The sequence below is a fragment of the Pseudomonas sp. SLBN-26 genome, from assembly GCF_006715895.1.
In the GTDB taxonomy this organism is placed as follows: domain Bacteria; phylum Pseudomonadota; class Gammaproteobacteria; order Pseudomonadales; family Pseudomonadaceae; genus Metapseudomonas; species Metapseudomonas otitidis.
Window position 1 is genome coordinate 853,924 of record NZ_VFOB01000001.1, and the last position, 21,457, is coordinate 875,380.

The following is a 21,457-nucleotide window of genomic DNA, read 5'->3' on the forward strand; positions in this document are numbered from 1 at the left end:
TCTGCGTTTCGGAAATTTCCCTACGTTCAGGGAACATCAGCGCTGCTTTTCTGGTTTGCCTCTTTGACTAGAATCCGCCGCTCTTACCGGACCTACCAAACTGACGAGTGATTCGCATTTGGTCGGGAAAGGGCTTGAGCAAAGTCGCTGGCGCCATAAAAATATCGCCCCGATGTCGAGATGCCACTATCCAAGGAAGGTCGTCATGCGCATGCAGCCGTTTGCAGTCGGCTTTTGCCTGCTGTTGTTTCCTGTTTTCCAAGTCTTTGCCGCCGATCCCGTGGTGCCGTCCCCTGGCGACCGCGACCTGATCCGCGACCGCCAGGAGCGGCTGCTGGAAGAGCAGCGCAAGCGCCTGCAGGAACTGCAGCAACTGCCCGGCCGTGCCGAGCCGGTTGCCCCCAGCCAGCCCCAGGCACAGGGCCCGTGCTTCGACATCCAGCGCATCCGCCTGCAGGGCGTGCACCTGATCAGCGAGGTGCGCCAGCGCGAACTGCTCAAGCCCTTCGAGCACCAGTGCCTGGACAGCGGGCGCCTCAACGACCTGCTCAAGGCCATCACCCAGCACTACATCGACCGCGGCTACGTCACCTCCCGCGCCTACCTGCCGCAGCAGGACCTGGCCGACGGCGAACTGGACGTCATCGTCGTCGAAGGCCGCCTGGAGGGCGTGGAAGGCTCGGCGATCGCCAGCGACCGCGAACTGGCCCTGGCCTCCCCGGCGCAGACCGGCGAGCCGCTGAACCTGCGGGAGCTGGAGCAACTGGTGGAACAGATCAACCGCCTGCCCTCGCGCCCCGCCGAACTGGAACTGGTGCCCGGCAGCGAAGTGGGCGGCAGCCGCGTCCAGCTCAAGGGCGAGCCCGGCAAGCCCTGGCGGGTCGGCTTCAACCGCCACAACGACGGCCAGCGCAGCACCGGCGAACAGCAGTGGGGCGCCAGCCTGGAATGGGACAGCCCCCTGGGCCTGGCCGACCAGCTCAGCCTGCGCGCCGGCGGCGACGCCGTCAGCGACCGCTGGCGCCACTCCGCCAACCAGAGCTTCTCCTACAGCCTGCCGTACGGCTGGTGGAGCTTCAGCTACGCCTACAGCCAGAGCTACTACCGCATGCGCACCCAAGGGCAGGGCTTCCCCTTCGTCTCCGACGGCGAAAGCAAGACCCACCAACTGCGCGCCGACCGCGTCCTGCACCGCGACAGCGTCAGCAAGACCGGCCTCAGCCTCGGCCTCGCCCACCTGGAAACCCGCAACTACATCGAGAACGCCCTGCTGGACAGCTCCAGCCCGCGCATCACCGAAACCCAGCTGGGCTTCAACCACGGCCGCCGGCTCGGCAGCGCCTTCGTCAACTTCGACCTCGGCTGGCAACAGGGCATCGGCGCCCTGGACGCCAAGAACAGCCGCATCGACGGCAAGAGCGGCACCAACGCCCGCTACGACAAATACAGCCTCACCGCCAGCTACCTGCAGCCCTTCCAGCTGCTCGGGGAAAACCTCAGCTTCGACAGCCTCATCAACTACCAGCGCAGCGAAGACGAACTCAACAGCCCCCAGCGCATCAGCATCGGCGGCCTCAGCTCGGTGCGCGGCTTCAAGGACCAATCGCTGTCCGGCAACAGCGGCGGCTACTGGCGCAACCAACTGCGCTGGACCCGCCCCGTGGGCTGGGCCCCCTTGCAGCCCTTCGTGCGCCAGTACGGCCTCGCCTTCGCCTACGACCTGGGCCAGATCCAGGGCGACCGCAACAACGCCCGCAGCCATGGCCGCCTGAGCGGCAACGCCCTCGAATTCAGCGCCCGCGGCCCGAACCTGGCCGTCTCGCTCACCTTCGCGCGGTCCCTGGAGCGCCCTGACGTCATCGAACGCCAGGAGCACCCGATCTACGCCCGCATCGACCTGTTCTACTGATTTCGCGTCACCCGGAGCCCCACCTCATGGACGTTCGCAGCCCCTTCTTCCAGAACATCGCCACCGTGCTCATCGGCGTCATGTTCCTCAACCCCATCGTCAGCACCGCCGCCGACCTCGCCGTGGACGCCGCCGCCGGCGGCAACACCAGCCTCGGCGCCGCCGCCAACGGCGTACCCGTGGTCAACATCGCCACGCCCAACGGCAACGGCCTGTCGCACAACAAATTCAGCGACTACAACGTCGGCGAACAGGGGCTCATCCTCAACAACGCCACCAACAAACTGCAAAGCACCCAGCTGGGCGGCTACATCCTCGGCAACCCAAACCTCAACGGGCGCGCCGCTGGCGTCATCCTCAACGAAGTCACCGGCACCAACCCCAGCCAGCTCAAGGGCTACACCGAAGTGGCCGGGCAGGGCGCCCACGTCATCGTCGCCAACCCCCACGGCATCACCTGCGACGGCTGCGGCTTCATCAACACCCCCCGCGCCACCCTCAGCACCGGCGCCCCCGTGGTCGAGAACGGCGCCCTCAAGCGCTACGACGTCGACGGCGGACAGATCCGCATCGAAGGGCAGGGGCTCAACGCCAGCAACGTCGACCAGTTCGAACTGATCACCCGCAGCGCCCAGATCAACGCCGAACTGCATGCCCGGCAACTGGCAATGGTCACCGGCCGCAACGACGTCGACGCCACCACCCTCGCCGCCACCGCCAAGGCCGACGACGGCACCGACAAACCCCAACTGGCCATCGACAGCAGCGCCCTGGGCGGCATGTACGCCGGCGCCATCCGCCTCGTCGGCACCGAACAGGGCGTCGGCGTCAAACTGGCCGGCGACATGGCCGCCAGCGGCGGCGACATCCAGATCGACGCCAATGGCAAACTCACCCTCTCCCAGGCCGCCGCCAGCCGGGATATCGCCCTCAAGGCGCAATCGATCGAACTGGGCAACAAGACCTACGCCGGCCGTAACGTCAAAGCCGAAGCGGCCCAGAGCCTGACGCTGGAAAAAGACCGGAGCCTGGCGGCCGGTGCGCAGATCGACCTGAAGGCCGAGCAGCTCGGCAACCAGGGCGTGATCGAGGCGGGGGTCAATCGCGACAACAGCCGCAACACCACGGGTGATGTGAAGCTCAGTGGCGGCTCCCTGCGTAACCAGGGCACCGTTGTGGCCAGCCGAGACCTCGAGGCCGCGCTCACCGACACGCTGGATAACCGCGCAGGTGCCATCAGCGGCAAGGCCAACACCCGGGTGGCGGCCAAGGCGCTGGACAACCGCGACGACGGCCTGCTGCTGTCCAAGGGCAGCGTCACGGTGGATGCCGAATCACTGGACAACCGCAAGGGCGCGATTGCCGCCGACCAGTCCCTGAACATCAAGGTCGCCCAGCGCCTGGACAACCAGGAAGGTGAGCTCTCCAGCCGAGCAGCGGTCACCATTGACGCCGGACAGCTGGACAACCGGGGTGGCCAGCTCAGCGCAGACCGCACCCTGACCGTCAGCGCCGACGCGCTGGACAACAGTGCAAAAGGCACCTTGAGCAGCCGCGGCAGCCTGGTGGTGCAGAAGGCGGCCCTGAATAACCAGGGCGGTACCGTCGTTGCCGATCAGCGCGTGGACATTACCGGCCAGCGCCTCGACAACCGGGGTGGCGTGGTCAGCAGCAAGGGCGATGCGAGCATTGCGGTAGAGGGCGTTCTGGACAACGCCGGGCCGGGCCGTGTCGTGGCCGAGGGTGCGCTTCAGGTCACTGCCCGCGAGCTGCGCAACAGCGCCGCCGGCCAGGTGGGGGCAAAGGGTGACGTCGAGATCAAGGTCGACACCCTTGCCCAGCAGGGCGGCGAGTTGCTCAGTCAGGGCCATTTGAGCCTCGAAGCACGGCAGCTGGACAACCTCAGCGGTGGCCTGATCGCGGCTCGCCAAGGCATCGATGTGCGCGTCAGCGAGCGCTTGCGCAACAGCGGCGGAGAAATCTCCACCCAAGGCCAGGCCGACATCCGCGCCCAGGCCATAGCCGGACAAGCCCCCGCGGTACTGGACAACAGCCAGGCCGGCCTTATCTCGGCCGACCAGGGTCTGACCTTGACCGTCCAGCGCCTGCTCAACCACACCAAGGGCGTCCTGACCGCACGTGATCGGCTGGTGGTCCGGGGTGAAAGCCTGGACAACAGCGCCGGCGGCGTGATCAACAGCCAGGGCAGCCTGGATCTCAGTCTCCAGGGCGGGCTGGTCAACCAGCAAGGCCTGATCACCAGCACCGCCGGCCTGCACCTCGAGGCAGCCAGCCTGGACTCCAGCCAGGGAGGCGAAGTGTCCTCCAAGGGCGACCTGCGCCTGAGCGTGGCTCGCCTGATCCAGCAGCAGGGGCGCCTGATCGGCGAAGCCGCTGTACACCTGGACCTGCAAGACGGCGACCTGGACAACCGTGGCGGCCTGCTCAGTGCCAAGGGGCCGCTCACCCTCGAACGCCTTGCCAAACTGGACAACCGGGGAGGCGAGCTATCCAGCCGCCAGGGTTACAACCTGACGGCGCAGGCCATCGACAACGGCGACCAGGGCAAGCTGATCAGCACGGGCCAGCTCGACATCGACCTGGGGCAAGGCGCGCTGCGCAATGCCGGAACCGGGCTGGTCTCCGGCTGGAAGGGGCTGACGGTCAAGGCCGGCAGCCTCGACAACCGCGGCCAGGGCACCCTGTCCAGCCGTGATGGCGACCTGCAGATCACCCTGAGCGACGCGCTGGACAACCGCGATGGCGGTGCCCTGGTCGGCAAGGGCACGGTCTCGGTCGACGCACAGAGCCTGGACAACCGCACAGGGGGCGTCGTCTCCAGCGTGGGCGACCTGAACCTCACGCTCGCCGATACCCTCGACAACCGCACCGGCCAGATCAGCAGCCAACAGTCGGCCAGCATCCACGCCAACCGCCTGGACAACAGCGTGGGTGAGCTGACCAGCAAGGCCGCGATGACCCTCACCCTGACCGGGCAGTTGCTCAACGCGCAAAAGGCCCGCCTGGCTAGTGGCGGCCCGCTGGTGCTCCAGGCTGCCGCCCTCGATAACCGCGGGGGCAGCCTGATCAGCCAGCAGCTGATGAAGCTGACCACCGGCGATCTGAACAACGCCGGTGGCACCCTGGCAGCTCGCAATGGCCTGGAACTGCTGCTGAGCGGCGTGCTGGACAACAGCGCCGATGGCCTGGTGCACAGCCAGGAAGGTCTCATCGACCTGCAGGCGCAACGCCTCGACAACCAGGGCGGCAGCCTCAGTGGCCAGCAGGGTGTCGTCGCCAGGCTGGAGGGTGCGCTCAACAACCGCAGTGGCCGCATCGAAACCGCACAAGGCGACCTGGACCTTCGCAGCGCGGGCGACCTGGTCAACCACGGTGGCGTTCTCAACAGCCTGCAGGGCGGGCTGACCGTCACCAGTGGCGGAGCGTTCGACAACGCCTCGGGCACGGCCCAGGCGCAAGCCGTGACCGTCACCGCCAAGGCCCTGGACAACCAGGGTGGGCATCTCTCCGCACTCAGCGGCGAAACCCGCATCGCCCTGGGCACTGGCACCCTCCAGAACCAGGGGGGCGGCCTCTACGCCCACCAACTGCTGAGCGTGATCGCCGGCGATTTCGACAACCGGGCCGACAGCCGAGGCCTGGGCGGCAAGGTGGCCGCCGAGCGCATCGACTTCACCCTGTCCGGTGCCCTGCGCAACGGCAATGGCCTGCTCGAAAGCAGCAGCACCCTGCGCCTGGCCGCCGCTCGCATCGACAACCAGCACGGCCGCCTGCGGGCACTGGGCCAGGCAGGGAGCACCCGGATCCTCGGCAGCGCGCTGGACAACCGCAACGGCACCCTGGAAACCGCCAACGCCGAACTGGCGCTGGACGTCGATGACCTCTACGGCACCGGCGGCAGCATCGTCCACACCGGTGCCGGGCGTTTCGGCCTCAGCACCGCCCAGGTCATGGGCGGCGGGGGCAACCTCAGCACCCAGGGCAGGCTGAACCTCAGCGCCAGCAACTGGACCAACAGCGGCGTGCTGGAAGCGGACCAACTGGTCCTCGACATCGGCACCTTCACCCAGACCGCCAGCGGCAAGCTGGTTGCACGACAGTCCTTCAGCGGCAGCGGGGAGAACTGGATCAACCACGGCGTGCTCGCCAGTGACGGCAGCTTCACGCTCAACCTGAGCGGCGCCTACACCGGCCAGGGACAGCTCTCCAGCCTGGGCGAACTGACCCTGAACACGGGCAGCCTCGATATCGCCAGCAGCGCCCGGATCGCAGGGGGCGCGGCCAGCACCCTCACCGTCAGCGGACTGCTGGCCAACCAGGGACGTATCACCTCTGCCGGCAGCCTGACGGCCCGCGCCGGCACCCTCGACAACTACGGCACCCTCGGCAGCGCCGGCCTGTTGCGCCTCGAGACGCCATCGCTGCTCAACGAAAAAGGCCTGATCTTCAGCGGCGACGACATGGCGTTGCGGGTCAAGCGCTTCACCAACCGCTATGCCGACGTGTACAGCCTGGGGACCTTGAGCATCGCCAGCAATGACCAATTGGCACGCAGCGACTTGCTCGAGAACCTGTCCGCTACGCTGGAAAGCGCCAAGGATATGCGCCTGGCTGCAACCACACTGCTGAACGCCAAGGACGAGTTCGCCATGGAGGGCAAGCTGCTTTCGGCCCAGGCGTACCTGATCTGCGTTCAGCACTGCAAGAAGAGCTGGGGCGACAAGCGTGGCCAACTGACCCTCAATGAAGAGTGGGGAGCTGTCATCTCCAAGGACTCGCCTGCGGGCCAGATCCTGGCAGGCGCCAACCTGCAGATCGAAGGTGACCAGGTCACCAATCGCTACAGCACCCTGTCCGCCCGCAACGACATTGCCATCAAGGCCGGTGACTTGAAGAGCATCGGCGCCCAGGCCATGTCCGGGAGCGTGCAGAAAGTCATCACCGCCAACCCCAAGGAATCCAACGGGGTGTATTACGGCCATCAGGCGCGTGTACAGAACTTCATGGCCCAGCACGGCACGGCTGCCACCTTCAGCGAGGCCGCCTACCTGGCCATGAAGGCGGGCTTCAGCCCGGCGTACTACCTGGGGATCGATGCGCCCGTTTCCGTATCCGGAAGCGGGCAGATACTCGCACCCGCAGTGATCCAGGCTGGCGGCAACGTCACCCTCCAGGCCAGCAATAACCTGGACAACCTGCAAACCTACCCGAACACCGCCATCAACCATGGCCAGGCTCGCGGGGCGGATGTCTCGCTGAACCGAGCCGCCCAGCCCGTGGTCGTGCTGAACGCCCAATTGCCGCCCGACCTGCAGCAACGGCAGGTCAACCCGCTCACCCTGCCTGGCTTCGTCCTGCCGCAAGGTGATAACGGGTTGTTCCGCCTGAACACCCAGGCAGCCAATGACGACGGTGCCAGCCAGGCGCAAAGCCTGGCCAACAGCGGCGGCTGGCAGGTGCAGGGCAGTCAGGCTGCAGGCAGCAACCCGGTGGATACCGGCACACGAGTCCCCTCGGGGGTTGGCCAGGTCTCCCTGGGCGAGGTGCCCGTCAAGGGCCACAAGTATCTGATCGAAACCAACCCGGCTTTCGCCGATCTGGCGCGCTTCCTCAGCTCCGACTACATGCTGGGCAAGCTGGGCTATGACCCGGACCAGGCCCAGAGGCGCCTGGGCGATGGCCTGTTCGAGCAGCGGTTGATCCGCGAAGCGGTGGTGGCTCGCACCGGCCAGCGTTACCTCGCTGGCCTGACCAGCGACGAAGCCATGTTCCGCTACCTGATGGACAACGCCATCGCCAGCAAGCAGGCCCTCAACCTCGCCCTGGGCGTGAGCCTGAGTGCCGAGCAGGTCGCGGCCCTGACCCACGACATCGTGTGGATGGAAGAGCACGAAGTACAGGGCGAGAAGGTCCTCGTGCCGGTGCTCTACCTGGCCCAGGCACAAGGCCGCGTGGCTCCTAACGGGGCCCTTATCCAGGGCCGTGATGTCACCCTCATCAGCGGCGGCAGCCTGAACAACCAGGGCACCCTGAAGGCCAGCCAGAACCTCAGCGCCAGTGCCGTCAACCTTACCAACAGCGGATCTATGCAGGCCGGCGAGCGCCTGAGCCTGTTGGCCACCGAGAGCATCCGCAATGCCCAGGGCGGGATCATTGCCGGGCGGGATGTTTCGGTGAAAGCCCTCAGCGGCGACATCATCAACGAGCGCAGCGTCACCACCTTCGAGTCCGGTGGAAGCAACTACACCTACCGCAAGGACTACGTCGACGGTGCCGCGCGTATCGAAGCCCTCAACGACCTGGACTTGGGGGCAGGACGCGACGTGCAGAACGTCGGTGGCGGCCTCAGCGCGGGGCGAGACCTGCGGATCGATGCCGGGCGGGACCTGCTCATCGTCTCGGCCGAGCAGCACGATCTGAGCAGCCAGAAGGACCGCAAGGGCAACAGCCGCCGCGAGCAGATCACGCAATACGGCTCCGATGTCAGCGCTGGGCGTGACCTGACACTCTCCAGCGATCGCGACCTGGCCGTGGTAGCCAGCCGCGTGAAAGCCGGCGATGACCTGACCGTAAAAGCCGACGGCAACGTCCTGATCGGTTCAGCCGCCAATGAGAGCCACTACGAATCCCACCGCAAGAGCCGCGGCAAGAAGGAGGACATCGAGCAGAGCCGGGTGACCAAGCAGGGCGCTGAACTCATCGCTGGCGGTGACCTGTCTGTGAAGGCCGGCGAAGACCTGAACGTCGTCGCCAGCCAGCTCAAGGCTGGTGACGAGGCCTATCTCTACGCCGGTAAAGATATCCAGCTGCTGGCCGCACAGGACAGTGAATACAGCCTCTACGACAAGAAGAAGAAAGGCAGCTTCGGCGCCAAGGAAACCCGCCGCGACGAAGTAACCGACGTACGTAACGTCGGCACCCAGATCACCAGCGGGGGCGACCTGACCCTTGCCAGCGAAGGCGACCAGCTCTACCAGCGCGCCCGCCTCGAGAGCGGCGGTAACCTGACCCTGGACAGCGGCGGCGAAATCGCCTTTGAAGCGGTGAAGGACCTGCACCAGGAGAGTCACGAGAAGAGCAAGAGCGACCTTGCCTGGAACTCCATGAAGGGGAAGGGCAGCACGGACGAAACGTTGTTGCAAAGCCAACTCATTGCCCAAGGTGAAATCGTCATCAAAGCCGCTGATGGCTTGAAGATCGACATCAAGCAGATCGATCAGAAGACCGTTAGCCAGACCATTGACGCCATGGTGGCTGCTGACCCACAGCTCGCATGGATAAAAGCCGCTGAACAGCGTGGTGATGTCGACTGGCGGCAGGTCAAGGAAATCCACGACGCGTTCAAGTACAGCAACTCAGGTCTTGGGGCTGGGGCTCAGCTAGTTATCGCGATTGTCATGGCTGCGGTGGTTGGGCCTGCTGCGGCTGGCGCGCTCGGCACAGTTGGAGGTGCCGCGGCTACAAGCTTAGCTACTACCGGTACAATCAGTACTATTAATAACAAGGGCAATCTTGGCGCCGCTCTTAAAGAAACTTTTAGCAAGGACAGTCTCAAGAGTGCAGCTGTCGCTGGGGTTACTGCCGGGCTGACAAGCAGTTATTTGGATGATGCTTTCGGCGTAAAGCCTGAGAACGTTAACCACGTTACTAAAGGCTTTGATATTGGAACTCTGAATGGATTTGGTAACTACGGCGGTTATCTCGCTGCTCAAGGTGGCGTCCAGGCGGTTACAAAAACTGCCATTCAAGGTGGGAGTTTCGAAGAGAACCTGAAAGTGGCTTTGACTTCCCAAGGGCAACAGCTGCTTCAGGCTGGGGTTTTCAATTGGGTTGGCGGCGTCTCTAAAGAAATGAAGTGGAGTGACGGCTCCCCACAGAAGGTTGCTTTCCATGCTTTGATGGGGGGCCTGTTAAGCAAGGCGACAGGAGGTGATTTCGCTACGGGAGCTGCTGCGGCCGGAGCTAGCGAAGCCTTGATAGAAAGACTTTCCGGCTTGACTCAAGGGAATCAGAATCTTGAGCAGATGTCGGCTCAGATCATTGGTGTGCTGGCTGCTGCAGCAGTAAATGGAGATATAAACAAAGGGGCAGAGATCGCAAAAAGCTCCACTACGTATAATCGCCAGTTGCATCCGGATGAAATTAAATTTGCTACCGATGATGAGCGCGTCAAGCGCTATGCTAAACAAGTTGGAATATCTGAAGATGATGCTCGCCGTGAGTTGCTGCGCACAGCAGCCGCTATGGTGGATAGGGGGTGGAGTGATTCGCTCGGCGAGTTAGATGGAAATACCCAGCAGGCGGCGGGCTTCCTGAGGACAGAGTTGTCAAAAAGTCAGTCAGGACTCTTTCGGGTTACTTTGGCAGAATATAATAATGAACGACTGGGGCTGAAGGAGCTGTTTAATAACAGAGATGCCCTAAATGTTTTCGTAAAGGAAGTTGCTCTGGTTGATCCGTTAGCTTACAGAACGGATCCAAAGTACTTCCAGGAAGTCCTAAATGCCAAAGGGATTGGCAGTCAAGAAGGATTTGGTAATGCAGTTGAAGGGAGCGTATCAGGCCCTTCCAAAGCTGCGATCTGGTTGATGGGGGCTGCTAATTGCCCTTCGTGTGCTTGGTCGGACCTCCAGAGCTCTTGGGATGCCGTGAGTAAACTCCCGGAAGAACTGAGCTATAAAGCCTATCTAGATAACCTGTATATCATGCAGGGCAAGGGGGCTGGGGTTCTTCAGCAGAATGCTGCATCTTCGACTCAACTTGGTGTTGAGGTTGGTCTTGCGGTTTCAGCTGGGGCGGGTGGTGTTGCTGCTAAAGTCCCGACGGGCGGAACGATACTTAGTTCAAATAAGCTGGGTCTTTCAGACTTAGGGCCCCTGTTGGGGCGGGGTGGAAATAAAGATGTGTTCGCCTATGGGGATTTGCAGGCTGTTGGAGTTTTGCGTGTTGGCAAAAAAACTTCGATTCTTGATGAAGAACTTAGGTTGTTGCGACAGCTTGATGAGGTAGGCATACCTACCGTAAACGCCCGTGGTCCTGTTCTTGTTGGCGATCGGCCCGCATTGATATTTGATAGATATGCTCAGGGGTCGAAAGACGTAGTTAAACTAACAGACGGCAAGGTTCGAATTGTTGGCGAGTCAGAGCTTTTGAATCAGAGGAGTGTTGAAGATTTGCAGGAAATTCGTCGGATTATGGTTGAGAATAATGTTCGCGTCAAAGATTTGCAGTTCCTAATTGGAAAGGACGGTCGTGTAGTCGTTTCGGATCCGCTTGATGTCGATGTAGATAAGGGGCCACCTTCCCGAAATAATTTGCGAATGATTGATCTTTTGATCCAGCAGGCCCAGAAGGGTAGGCGGTAATTATGGTTAATGAAGCTGTCTTTGATGGTGGCGGTGTTATTCCTTCAGATCTCTTGGTGCCTCTGCGTTTGCTCGTTGGGTGCAGGATTGTAGATGTAATAAGATTTAGTTGGTGGGCGCCAGAGGAGGCGCAGCAAGAGTGCGGTCTTACTAGCGAGGAAGTTTTTTCATTAACGGCTGGTCCGGTTGCTATCACTTTCGATTCTGGAGTCGTAATGGGCGTTTCAAGCAACCCTTCAACGAATTCAGTGTCTGTATGGATGGAGCGAGACAAGTCTGGAAGCTTGGTGCGAAGTGACTCACTCATGTCTGATGAAGAGTTACATCCTATATCTGCAAAAGATCAAAAATTTTCCTGCCAATTCTGGTATCAAGTAGTCGGGGCTAGAGTAGATGCTGTTTCTATTCTTGTTCGAAGGCCAGCAACTGCGCGATTAGAGGAATTGCCGAACGAAGTTGGTTTGTGCTTCTTGCTGGATTCAGGTGAGAAATTTGTTGCGGCTCATGGGCTTCATGACGACTCTGATGATTTCGTGATAATTCCAGAGGGGCTTATTTGGGATGTGCTGCATACTGAGTTGGAGGAGATCCGTGTGTGAGTGGGTTTAGTTAGGTTGGGGTGCACTATTTTATAAAAATATAGCGCCATCTAATGAGGGGCGACTGCAAAAAGCTGAGTGCAGCACATGACCATTTCCGTACGGTGTTGCTCCCATGTCTTATTTCGAAATAAAATTCATCTGGTCTGTGATGCCAACGAGATATCTCTTCGCTTCCTACTCTCACCGGGACAAGCCAGCGACATTACCCATGCACAGCCCCTTCTGAATCAGGTTCGTATCCCCGGAAAGTCTGGGCGGCCTCGCTGCTGCCGCTGGTTATTGGCAGACAAAGATTACGATGCCGATCATCTGCTCCAGTGTTGCGGCCGCTACCGTATGAAGCCGGTGACTCCGCTGCGCACCATGAAGCGCAGCCTCAAACTGGGGGCTACCTCGACTTTTTGATCGACCGAGATATCGCCAGCACAACATCATCGAGCGGATGTTCGGCTGGCTAAAAGAGATCCGAAGAATCGGTACTCGTTACGACAAGCTCGCCAAGAGTTTTACCGCAATGGTCACGCTGGCTTGCACCCTGTGATACTTACGCCGGGACGGGGCATCTCCTAATAAAGTTCCAGTGGAGCAGTAAATGATTGCCAAAGATATTGTTTTGATGAATGAGATTTTTTCGATTTTAGATTCCGGAATAATTGATGGCTATGATTTTTTTTGTTTTGAAGTGGAGGTGGGTGATGGCTATATTGATACAAAACTTACAGTTGAAAGAGATGGGTCCGTAGTCGCTGATGTCGGTACAGATATCAATGATGCAGAGCTTTATGGCTTGGTGAAGAATCTAAAGCTAAATGCTAGTCAACGTGGGGATTCTTGGAAATCATTTGCTATGTGTTATAGACGTGGTGGGCAAGTTAAAACGAATTTTAAATACGACTAGGCGAACTCCGAAAAAATCAGCGACGGGCATTTTATTGGCGGCCGAATCGCTTTTCAGTCCGGTCTTCGGGATGGTCCGAAGTAGTTCGGTATTTTGCCGAATTCAGCGCCTGCTTTTTTGAAAGCAGGGGGGCGATCAAAAAGCGACCAGGTTATCCGCTTACTTCTGTGTTTTTAGCCGCCGTGGACACCTCCCGGCGGCCATGCCCTGCATTACGGGCAGACTTCTCCCGTGTTCGTCAGCGTTGGCCGCTGTGCCTACCACGCTATGTACCAAACCGGATGTCGCGCTTGCCGTCCTTGTTCTTCGTCGGACTGGGAGCATGGATCAGCGTGGCGTCGACGCTGGTGCCCTGGCGCAGCAACACCAGATTCGGGAAGTCTTCTTCAGGATTTTCCTAAAACCCCCGCTCACTTCTGTGTTTTTAGCCGCCGCGGGTACCTCTCGGCGGCCATGCCCTGGAGGGTGTGCAGAAAATTTGTGTAACCTGGGTTGGGGTTGCTGCTTACATCCGGGAGTTCGTAGCGCCTTGCCATGTGGGCCTCCAGCCAATCATGGTGGCGATTCTACCTGTACCGACTTTTCGTACAGAACCTAAGTAATGAATTGGCCTGGGTTGAGGCTCAGCATAGTAAAGGGCTTTTTGATTATTCTGCTTGTGATGGCACGAAGGATTTCATGAATACAGATGGAATTCCTCTCGGCAAGTACACTACCCAAATAGTAGGGGGTGTGAGCGTTTATGGTGGCGCTACTTTGTGTACTGGAACAGTAGGTTTGGGGTGTGCGCTTGGTGGTGGTTCTCTGGTGGTCTTCGGTGCAGGTAATGTTACAGAGGGATCAACGGGATTTTATACGAATTTTTCTGGCGAAGGCAGTGCGTTTAATCCAGTAAAGACGGCTTTCAATAACATTCCGGGAGGGTATGGGCCAGTTCTATATAGTGGGGTGGATTTAGCAACATCGGTAGGGATGGGCTTTGTAAAAGTTCCCTTGGCTATGGGTAAGGAAGACGGGTTGAATCGGCCAAATTCAATATTTGGAGTTATGGTTTCTCGTATGGATAATAATTACTTTTTGCCTTTGACATATAAATCTACTCCGTATGGTACTGCTGGTGCTATTTATTTGCTTGGTGTTGGCGGTAAAGGGTACGATTTTGGGGGTAAAATTATTAATGGTCAAGAGAATGAAAATTAATTTAAATCTAACGAGAGCTGTTTTGTGGTTTACCACAGTAGTGGTGGTGCTTTTTGTTTGGTTGTTTATTGTGTTTTGTGTTTGTGGGATTTTAATGTCGATTTTTCAGGTGAAAGATAGTTTGGTTGTAATGGTTCATGCTTTTTTTTCTGCTCCTATTTCTGTTGTGTGTGCTGTGTTTTTTGTTGTTAAAAAGCGTGAAATGTTTTCGGCTATAATAGATGCTAATGTTGGTCGGTAATGTGTTTTTTGTAAAGGAAAGGAGGCAGACTCCGAGGGGGTTTCGTAAATTTACTTTAGTGCCTGAGCTTGTCTATGAGTATCGTCATGTCACAATAGTTTCTTCTTTGCAAGTGCCGACTATTAAAGCTCCTGAAGAACGCCATCGGTCGGCAAAAAAGCCTGCGTAGCCCAGCGCACAAAAGAAACAACGTAAAAAATATAAGGGTGGTCTGAAGTAGCCCCGTATTTCCGGTCGACTTCAGTCATCGGTTTTTGAAATGAGCAAACTATTCAAAATAAGCTGCCGGACGGAATAATTAGAGTTCAGTCGCCTTCGACAAAATTAGCACCAAAAATAGCCAGGGTGGACGGAGTTCCATGATGAAAATTAATGCGCTTAATGAGTTTTTTGGTTTGTCCCGCTACGAGTTATGGAAGTCTGGTTGGGATAATAAGAGTCAGGTTGATGAATATTCATATATAAGTGATAAATGTAATCCAGAGGATGTGTTGCTGTCTTGTAGGATTTTTTTCCCCGATTTCGTTGTTGTGGAGAATGGTGTTTTTCTAGAGAGGAATTATAACAGCGATGCGTTTTTATCTTGGCTTGAGATATTTGGTGGCGACCTGCATGCCGTTGAAAGGATGATCAATCATACTCATTTATATGATTTGTTCGATGGATGCGTGGAGGAGGTGGATGATAGAGTTTTTGAACAGCTAGCTGAGGTTCTTGTGTTTTCGTGGAAATTAATTTTGGAAAATAAATTTCCTGATAGAAGGTTTGATGTGAAAATATCAAATTCGGAACAGGAGTATGGGCCGGTGGTTACATTTTGTCAGGCGAATTTCTAGTTTGCTTCATCCTTCATCAGCACAAGCAAGCGACATTACCCATGCACAGCCCTTCTGTTGGATGTTATATGAAGGATATGGCGGAAATTAATAAGAAAGTTCGTGAGGGTCTGGGAAGTGGTGATGCTGTGCTTCTGCTTCACGGGCTAGGCTTTACAATCACTGAAAGCATAAAATTCTTGGTTGAAGAATATGGTTGCACTCTTGCTGATGCAAAGCGATTTGTATCGGAGAGCCCTGTTTGGAAGCCGGTTGTGGATGCATCAATACCTTTGCACAGAGAAATAGTTGAGCGCCTCGGCAAGGGGAAAGTTTAGAAAGCTCTGGGTCAAGTCAGTGCAGCCAGCTGATTGGATACTGAGCTTCTTCTTTAGTCCGACCTTTGCTGCAGAAATGTGGCTTTTGACCGGGTCTCTGCGTTTAAGGCACATCTCTCCTGTTAGCGAGCAACTCTCCATAGGCTATCCCAAGATTTGGCAGGGATGGTGCATGATAAGTGGTATGGGTAATGGTGCAATTTTTTTGATCTGGCTCAATATTTTGTAGTGGCTATTGATTTTGTGCTGTTTTGGGTTTTGTGGCTTCTGTTTTTGAGTAGTGCTCGGCTTTTGAGACTCCTTGTCCGGTGAGTCGGGGGGCGATTTCTGTGATTAAGACTTTTGATTAGAATTCACCTGGTGGTTCGGTGAGTGATGGGAGTGGTTGAGTTGTGTCTGGATGCTCTTGAAATAAGAAATTGGATTTCTGAGAAGCTTATGCTTATTTGTTCGGATATCAGTAAAGAGGCTTTTTCCGATATTTCACATTATATGACGCATGGCGAGTATGAGATGGCCTTTGATTATTTGTTGTTGGAGATCATGGATTCGAAGTTGTATGAGAAATTTATTGGTGGTGAGGTCATGGAGGTAGCGGTTTGTTTGGGGTTGGATCGCGACTACCACTATGATGAAAATTTCTGGCAGCGGCTGAACTCAATTTAGAGGCGGACTCTGTATAAGGTTGCAGGGTCCTGATGAAGTGTTCTGATGTTGTCGGCTTTTATGAAGTAAAGCGCCCGATATCGTGAGGTGTGAAATTTAAAAGATTATAGAGATTCGGATTGTTATGGAAGTGCGTCAATTTGTGGGGGTTAGATTTTTTAGTTTGGTATGTGTTGGGGCTGTGACAAATATGGGAAGTAATGTGATCTGTGATTTATATCTTAAGCAGCCTGTGCATTCCGAATACCTTGGGTTTTTGAGTGTGTTCGATAAAGGTTTTTCCAGTGAGGCCAGGATTTATGGCTCTGGCTATCTGGGTGTGAATGTGGAACGCATCAGGCTGGTTACCTTTGTGGTCGAGTTGAGGCGTAACGGGTTTGAGGCTATGAACGTCCCTGTCGCTTATAGAGATAATCCGAATATCAGCAGGGAAGAGGCCTTCTGTTTAGCCAAGGATTACGCCGCTCTAATGGGGCGGAGTGTGGCGTTTGAAGGGGGGCGAGTTGTCGATGATTCGCCGTTGTTCTGGGCCTTCTCAATGGTGGGAGGTTCAGAGGAAAGGGCGGGGGGAGTTGTTTATATAGATAAGTTGGATGGTCATGTCTGGGGTGTCACTGAGTGTGATGAATATATGCATGACTATTGCGGCTTGCTTGTCTGAGTTCTGATTGGGGCTGGCGCTCATCGGGTTTTTATTATGTTGTCGGTGGTTCTGGGTAGGAGTTGATCCATCTTGGCTGAAATGGGAAGAGTGATGGCGGCCTGATTGGGGGTCGATGATTCAGCTATATCGGCCCTCATGATCGATTGGTAATTTGTTGGAGATTTAAAGGTTCGAGGTTGGGTATTTTGCTTGGCTTTTTAAATATGGGTTGCTGTTAGATTCGGGGGGCGCCTATGGTGCTGTCGAGAGTCTTTGCTGGAGGTTTTAAAGCGTGGAAATTGTTTTGGATGAAGACTTTGGTGAGCTGAGGTTTGATGGGGTCTGGACGGGTTCATGTGAGGTGGTGATCTTCCAAGAGCGCTCCGAGGTGGAGTTGGTTGTTCAGACGTTTGATGATAATCCGATTTCCGAGACTCAGCGGCTTTCGTACAGGGAGTTTCTTCTTGATTCGGCCTTCATCTGCTCCTCTGTTGAAGAGGCCGTTTTCAATTACTACAACGACAGGTTGAGCGAGTTCAGGGAGTGCCTTGATGCGTGTGAGGTAAATGAGAAAGCACCTCAAGTGAGTTCGGTTGGGGATATGGGGAAGCTGGTTACCCTGATAGGCATCAAGGTCATGTATCCCTTTGATCCCGGCGTGCGTCAGATCGGCTTCATATTTGATGCAGTTTTTGACTCTCAACTGGGCGTAGGGGTATTGGTGACCAACGGCTCTGTAGAGGCCGTAGAAGTGCAAGATTTTTTGTTGAGTTAATGGCGGCTGTGAGCGGGATACCTCCGGGTGTGTCGGGTCCCGGAAGTCCCGGTCGGCCAACCTGCGTACAGCCGTCACCTATGTCTCTTGTTTGGCCGCTAAGGCATTCCTGATGAAGTTTTCTTGTGTTGTTGAGTACGTTTGAAAGATATTTTTCAGGTGAGTTTTTTGTTCTTCGGAGTGCTTTGGAATGAAATTAAATATTAGTTTTCCCGAAAATATGTATACTGAACAGTTGCTCAAGCAGGAGCGAATTCCTTGTTTGTGCAAAATATCTAAAGAGTTTGAGGTTTTTATCTCGGATGCTGTTCTTGAGGTGTCAGGGTTTGTGTCGGAATGGGACCGTGATGAGCTGGAGTTAAGAGCAGTGGCGGGAGGGGGGAGGTATACTCATTATGCGAATAGCCTGATTACCTTAAAGAGGATTGAGGCTAATGTTTACAAGGTGGTTGGGCTTGAGATGTTTTATGCAAATTTTGGATGGTGTGTTGTCTTGAAAGATGGTGAATATGCACCGCCAATGAGCTTTTGGGATGAAGAGTGATTGATTTTTATGGGGTTGGCTGGTGGGCTGGTTTAAAAGTAACCAGAATTTTCGGGGTTAGATCCAAGAAATTGTATTTGTGTTCAAGAAGCAATAAGGCATGGGAGAAAATTAATGGAGGTGGGCCGCATTTATTGATCTAGGTTCTGTACGAAAAGTACTGCCGCAGGCATCGCAGCGTGCAAGCCAGCGTGACCATTGCGGCAAAACTCCTGGCGAGCTTGTCGTAACGGGTGCCAATTCTCCGGTTCTCTTTTAGCCAGCCAAACATCTGCTCGATGATGTTCCGCTGCCGGTATTTCGGACGATCAAACAGTCGGGGTAGTCCTGGCTTGGGTTTGCGCTTCATGGTGCGCTGCGGAATCACCGGCTTCATGTGGTAGCGGTCGCAGTGCTGGCGCAGATGTTCGACATCGTAACCTTTGTCTGCCAGTAACCAACGGTAGCGCTTACGAGGCCGCCACTTTCCGGGGATACGAACCTGATCCAGAAGTGGTTGTGCATGGGTAAAGTCGCTGGCTTGCCCCGGTGAAAGCAGGAAGCGAAGAGTTATCCCGTTGGCATCACAGACCAGATGAATTTTGGTGGTCAGGCCACCTCGACTGCTCCCCAGTGCATGGTCAATCGGTTCTTCTGTCCCCCCTTTTTTCCGGCGCCAGAAGAGGCTCGGGTTGCGCGCACCGCGGTGGAGTTGATCATCCACGTATCCAGGTCGATCAGGCCTTCCTGATTCAACCGGACGTGCAATCGCTCAAGTACTCGGTTAAACGTGCCGTCGTCTCGCCAGTCACGGAACCGTTGATAAACCGTCGACCACGGGCCGAAACTTTCCGGCAGATCACGCCGGGCGGCTCCGGAGCAGAGGATCCAAAAGATGCCGTTGAGCACCAGCCGATCATCACTTCGAGGTCGGCCCATCTTGTGTTCCGGGGCAACCAGATCCTTGATCAACTCCCAGCCCGCATCTGGGAGTTCGTAGCGCCTTGCCATGTGGACCTCCAGCCAATCATGGTGGCGATTCTACCTGTACCGACTTTTCGTACAGAACCTAGGACGCTGCCTGAATTTCAGCGCGATAAGATTATTATTATGAGGTGAGTTATGGGGGCTACGGTTTTTATAGGCTATTCAAAAGATAAAAGTTTACATGTTACCTTGAATCGAAAAGCTTCGGATGCAGTGGAAATGCTTTTTGATGATGTGTTGCGGGAGAAAAAAACCAAAATTCATGAAGAGGTAATGGAAATGCTTGTGCTTGATCAGATTAGCTTTGTTGATCTGAGTAAGGATGATTTTAATATGGTTATAGAGGCTGTTCGCTGCTATTTTTTCAGGCTCGATAGTTTGACGGAGTGGCAGTCGTTTCAAAAATATATATGGGAAGAAATCTTGGCTCCATTGTTTGAGCAGGATGAGCGTTACCAGTTAACCTGAAAGATGTGGTTTGGGGTAATCCTATAGGTCAGAAATATATTTCTTGTCTTGTTTATGTCGAGTAGAAGCGAGGAACTGCTTGATTGGTGCGTATAAAGAATAGAGGGGCCAAGAATGGCTATCTGGCATTTCAGAATCTATCTGGTGCCCACATCCGGGTTTCTGGAAGTACACGGATGTATCCCTTTGTATCTCGATGAGTACAAGCTTCACTCTGTCGACTCTGAGTTCGACGAAAATGTTCTCCGAGCAGGAGATGAAATGGGTTGATGAGGGCAGAGTTTGGCTTACGCTTCAAGCTTTTCTGCAAAAGCATGAAGGGCATGCTTTGATATTTGATAGTGATGTTCAGTTTCCAGACATGCAGTTCTATGAGCGGCAAATTTTTGATGAGCTTTGAGGCTGGGTTGTAACAGCCCCTGGGGGCGGCACCCCTTTCCCGAGGGCGGGCAGGCGACTGCCGCCGTTAGCGGTACTCACATGTAAAACTGCCCTTGCGAGCTTTCCTGCTGCCTCCTATAGTCCGCCCGCTGCGGTCAATCCCGTAGTCGACCTTGGCCGGTCGAAAACTCTAGGCGTACCGGCGCCTACCATTCGAGTGCAGGCGCTTTTTTCTCACGCTAGGAGCATCGCGTTATGACTCGCGCCCCTCTCGATACCCTTGTCTTCTCTTCATTCGCGTCCAACCACCTTTGCAGCCGCGGAGGTCTTCGCCATGACTGACCTGCGCCCGCTCTCCGCCAACCCCTCCGGTTCTTCCGTTCTCTTGCTCGATGGCAGCCGGTCCTATCTGGATCTCCAGGAAACAGCCGAGTACCGCCTCATGGCCGCGCGCGATTTGCTGGCCAGCTTCGCGTACATGGAGGGTTCCTGTGCTGATGGGCGTTACCTGGCCAACGTAGCCGAGGCGGCCAACCTATTGCTGTCGGATGCCTATGACCTGCTCCGCGCGGCTCGTGAGGCAGTGAAGCGTGACCGCCTGAGCACCGTCGACTGAACCCTTCACGTCTCCCCGAAGAGGCCCGGCACCAGCCGGGCCTTTTCATTTCCGCAGGGCCGTTTCAGTGCTCTGTCCGCTCCCGCATCTGCCAGGCGAAGGCGATCCCCACCGCCCCGTAATACCCGTTCCAGACGCTCTCCGCCCTCGCAAGTCCCGTCCTTCCGACGCCGTTCATGAAGATTCGATGACAAAAGTTCGGTGCCTTCGCCGGGCGCCGGTCAAGGGGATGTGGAACGACGACGGCAAGGACAACGCCGCGCCACATCGGCCGCTACGGAAGGCGGCCACTTCGGCCCGCGGGTTTGCGGGCCCCGGCCAGGCAGTGGAGCAACGGCGATGGGGAAGATGGACGGATTCGCGAAGGTGGGGATGCAGGAGCTGGACCAGCGCCTGTCGAAGATCGTCGAGGCGGCGCGCAAGAAGCCCGTCTCGGTCTACCGCTACGGCGCGCCCTGGGTGTGGATCGTGTCCCAGGAGGACTGGCAGAGCGCGCTCAAGGAGGTGTCCAGCTACATCCCCCCGGGTCACTCGCTGGTGGTGCTCAAGCCGCAACTGGACGCGCTGCTGGAGCCGGCCCTGGAGGCGTTGCAGGGCTGGGCCCGTACACGCCAGCTGCAGGTGCCGTTGCGGGCGCTGCTGCAGGCGCTGGTGCTGCAGGTGCTGTATTCGCTGCCCAGCGAGAAGCAGCTCTACGAGCAGCTCAACTACAACCTGCTGTTCCGCTGGTTCGTCGGTCTGCAACTGAACCAGCGGGTCTGGGGCTTCAGCGCCTTCGTCCGTGACCTCGGCGAGGTGCTGGACAACGCCCAGGCCGTCCGCCTGCTGGAACGGGCCATCAGCGAGGTGTTCGCGCCGTCGCTGATGAGCACACCGGAATTCACCCCGAACTTTGCCCAGCTGCACACCTGGATCGCCCGTCACGCGGCGCAGGCTCGCGCTCGCTAGGCCCGATACACCAACGACAACCATGGGTGGCCCGGCCCCAGGCACGGCCCGCCCACAGGAC

At 56.7% G+C, this 21,457-nt stretch carries 17 protein-coding genes and 2 pseudogenes; 17 read left to right on the forward strand and 2 right to left on the reverse strand.

Going from position 1 to position 21,457, the window contains the following annotated elements; genetic code table 11:
- Positions 1-205 precede the first annotated feature (205 nt).
- The 5 genes and pseudogenes from FBY21_RS03935 to FBY21_RS03955 all read left to right on the forward strand — a co-directional run bounded on the left by FBY21_RS03935 (position 206) and on the right by FBY21_RS03955 (position 12,795).
- Positions 206-1,909: a ShlB/FhaC/HecB family hemolysin secretion/activation protein gene (locus FBY21_RS03935; protein ID WP_409563787.1), complete on the forward strand. Its 1,704-nt coding sequence runs from the start codon at positions 206-208 to the stop codon at positions 1,907-1,909.
- 26 nt (positions 1,910-1,935) lie between these two features.
- A complete protein-coding gene (locus FBY21_RS03940; protein ID WP_142008771.1) occupies positions 1,936-11,295 on the forward strand; it encodes a DUF637 domain-containing protein in 9,360 nt (3,119 codons plus the stop codon).
- Between the two features lie 2 nt (positions 11,296-11,297).
- Positions 11,298-11,894: a hypothetical protein gene (locus FBY21_RS03945; RefSeq protein ID WP_142008772.1), complete on the forward strand. Its 597-nt coding sequence runs from the start codon at positions 11,298-11,300 to the stop codon at positions 11,892-11,894.
- A gap of 132 nt (positions 11,895-12,026) precedes the next feature.
- A pseudogene (locus tag FBY21_RS03950) lies at positions 12,027-12,438 on the forward strand (IS5 family transposase); the annotation flags it as partial.
- 51 nt (positions 12,439-12,489) lie between these two features.
- Positions 12,490-12,795, forward strand: coding sequence for a hypothetical protein (locus FBY21_RS03955; protein ID WP_142008774.1), 306 nt, complete (start codon positions 12,490-12,492; stop codon positions 12,793-12,795).
- A 243-nt stretch (positions 12,796-13,038) separates the two neighbouring features.
- Here the strand turns inward: FBY21_RS03955 and FBY21_RS30155 are convergent.
- Positions 13,039-13,156 (reverse strand): annotated as a pseudogene (locus FBY21_RS30155) (IS5/IS1182 family transposase); the annotation flags it as partial.
- Positions 13,157-13,473: 317 nt separating this feature from the next.
- Between FBY21_RS30155 and FBY21_RS03965 the strand changes: the two are divergent.
- The 8 genes from FBY21_RS03965 (at position 13,474) to FBY21_RS04000 (ending at position 18,017) form a co-directional block, all read left to right on the forward strand.
- Positions 13,474-13,995, forward strand: a complete 522-nt coding sequence (locus FBY21_RS03965) for a hypothetical protein (protein ID WP_142008776.1) — start codon at positions 13,474-13,476, stop codon at positions 13,993-13,995.
- Positions 13,985-14,236 carry a hypothetical protein gene (locus FBY21_RS03970; RefSeq protein WP_142008778.1) on the forward strand — a complete coding sequence of 84 codons (252 nt, stop codon included), beginning with the start codon at positions 13,985-13,987 and terminating at the stop codon, positions 14,234-14,236. The genes FBY21_RS03965 and FBY21_RS03970 overlap by 11 nt, the downstream gene beginning before the upstream one ends.
- Before the next feature lie 362 nt (positions 14,237-14,598).
- On the forward strand, positions 14,599-15,072 hold the full coding sequence (locus FBY21_RS03975; protein WP_142008780.1) for a hypothetical protein: 474 nt from the start codon (positions 14,599-14,601) through the stop codon (positions 15,070-15,072).
- A gap of 41 nt (positions 15,073-15,113) precedes the next feature.
- On the forward strand, positions 15,114-15,389 hold the full coding sequence (locus FBY21_RS03980) for a hypothetical protein (protein ID WP_142008782.1): 276 nt from the start codon (positions 15,114-15,116) through the stop codon (positions 15,387-15,389).
- Positions 15,390-15,764: 375 nt separating this feature from the next.
- Positions 15,765-16,055 (forward strand): hypothetical protein, encoded by a 291-nt coding sequence (locus tag FBY21_RS03985; RefSeq protein WP_160158559.1) that lies wholly within the window; start codon positions 15,765-15,767, stop codon positions 16,053-16,055.
- A gap of 124 nt (positions 16,056-16,179) precedes the next feature.
- Positions 16,180-16,716, forward strand: a complete 537-nt coding sequence (locus tag FBY21_RS03990; RefSeq protein ID WP_142008786.1) for a hypothetical protein — start codon at positions 16,180-16,182, stop codon at positions 16,714-16,716.
- Positions 16,717-16,990: 274 nt separating this feature from the next.
- Positions 16,991-17,473, forward strand: coding sequence for a DUF6985 domain-containing protein (locus tag FBY21_RS03995; protein ID WP_142008788.1), 483 nt, complete (start codon positions 16,991-16,993; stop codon positions 17,471-17,473).
- Between the two features lie 190 nt (positions 17,474-17,663).
- On the forward strand, positions 17,664-18,017 hold the full coding sequence (locus FBY21_RS04000) for a hypothetical protein (RefSeq protein WP_142008790.1): 354 nt from the start codon (positions 17,664-17,666) through the stop codon (positions 18,015-18,017).
- A 139-nt stretch (positions 18,018-18,156) separates the two neighbouring features.
- Here FBY21_RS04000 and FBY21_RS04005 read toward each other — a convergent pair.
- Positions 18,157-19,007 (reverse strand): IS5 family transposase gene (locus FBY21_RS04005; protein WP_142008792.1). Its coding sequence is split into 2 segments (ribosomal slippage): positions 18,157-18,653 and positions 18,653-19,007, totalling 852 coding nucleotides; the frame shifts between segments, so codons are not numbered across the junction.
- A 111-nt stretch (positions 19,008-19,118) separates the two neighbouring features.
- Here FBY21_RS04005 and FBY21_RS04010 point away from each other — a divergent pair.
- The 4 genes from FBY21_RS04010 to FBY21_RS04020 all read left to right on the forward strand — a co-directional run bounded on the left by FBY21_RS04010 (position 19,119) and on the right by FBY21_RS04020 (position 21,396).
- Positions 19,119-19,451, forward strand: a complete 333-nt coding sequence (locus tag FBY21_RS04010; RefSeq protein WP_142008795.1) for a hypothetical protein — start codon at positions 19,119-19,121, stop codon at positions 19,449-19,451.
- A gap of 256 nt (positions 19,452-19,707) precedes the next feature.
- Complete coding sequence (locus FBY21_RS29320; RefSeq protein WP_160158560.1) at positions 19,708-19,851, forward strand: hypothetical protein; 144 nt, start codon at positions 19,708-19,710, stop codon at positions 19,849-19,851.
- Between the two features lie 315 nt (positions 19,852-20,166).
- Complete coding sequence (locus FBY21_RS04015) at positions 20,167-20,448, forward strand: hypothetical protein (RefSeq protein ID WP_074971811.1); 282 nt, start codon at positions 20,167-20,169, stop codon at positions 20,446-20,448.
- A gap of 348 nt (positions 20,449-20,796) precedes the next feature.
- Positions 20,797-21,396 carry a transposase gene (locus FBY21_RS04020; protein ID WP_044407810.1) on the forward strand — a complete coding sequence of 200 codons (600 nt, stop codon included), beginning with the start codon at positions 20,797-20,799 and terminating at the stop codon, positions 21,394-21,396.
- Positions 21,397-21,457 lie beyond the last annotated feature (61 nt).

Excerpts from the sequence above, each read along its gene's own strand:
- FBY21_RS03935 (WP_409563787.1), top strand. The coding sequence starts at position 206 with ATGCGCATGCAGCCGTTTGCAGTCGGCTTTTGCCTGCTGTTGTTTCCT.
- FBY21_RS03940 (WP_142008771.1), top strand. The coding sequence starts at position 1,936 with ATGGACGTTCGCAGCCCCTTCTTCCAGAACATCGCCACCGTGCTCATC.
- FBY21_RS03945 (WP_142008772.1), top strand. The coding sequence starts at position 11,298 with ATGGTTAATGAAGCTGTCTTTGATGGTGGCGGTGTTATTCCTTCAGAT.
- FBY21_RS03955 (WP_142008774.1), top strand. The coding sequence starts at position 12,490 with ATGATTGCCAAAGATATTGTTTTGATGAATGAGATTTTTTCGATTTTA.
- FBY21_RS03965 (WP_142008776.1), top strand. The coding sequence starts at position 13,474 with ATGAATACAGATGGAATTCCTCTCGGCAAGTACACTACCCAAATAGTA.
- FBY21_RS03970 (WP_142008778.1), top strand. The coding sequence starts at position 13,985 with ATGAAAATTAATTTAAATCTAACGAGAGCTGTTTTGTGGTTTACCACA.
- FBY21_RS03975 (WP_142008780.1), top strand. The coding sequence starts at position 14,599 with ATGAAAATTAATGCGCTTAATGAGTTTTTTGGTTTGTCCCGCTACGAG.
- FBY21_RS03980 (WP_142008782.1), top strand. The coding sequence starts at position 15,114 with ATGCACAGCCCTTCTGTTGGATGTTATATGAAGGATATGGCGGAAATT.
- FBY21_RS03985 (WP_160158559.1), top strand. The coding sequence starts at position 15,765 with ATGGGAGTGGTTGAGTTGTGTCTGGATGCTCTTGAAATAAGAAATTGG.
- FBY21_RS03990 (WP_142008786.1), top strand. The coding sequence starts at position 16,180 with ATGGAAGTGCGTCAATTTGTGGGGGTTAGATTTTTTAGTTTGGTATGT.
- FBY21_RS04000 (WP_142008790.1), top strand. The coding sequence starts at position 17,664 with ATGAAATTAAATATTAGTTTTCCCGAAAATATGTATACTGAACAGTTG.
- FBY21_RS04010 (WP_142008795.1), top strand. The coding sequence starts at position 19,119 with ATGGGGGCTACGGTTTTTATAGGCTATTCAAAAGATAAAAGTTTACAT.
- FBY21_RS29320 (WP_160158560.1), top strand. The coding sequence starts at position 19,708 with ATGAAATGGGTTGATGAGGGCAGAGTTTGGCTTACGCTTCAAGCTTTT.
- FBY21_RS04015 (WP_074971811.1), top strand. The coding sequence starts at position 20,167 with ATGACTGACCTGCGCCCGCTCTCCGCCAACCCCTCCGGTTCTTCCGTT.
- FBY21_RS04020 (WP_044407810.1), top strand. The coding sequence starts at position 20,797 with ATGGACGGATTCGCGAAGGTGGGGATGCAGGAGCTGGACCAGCGCCTG.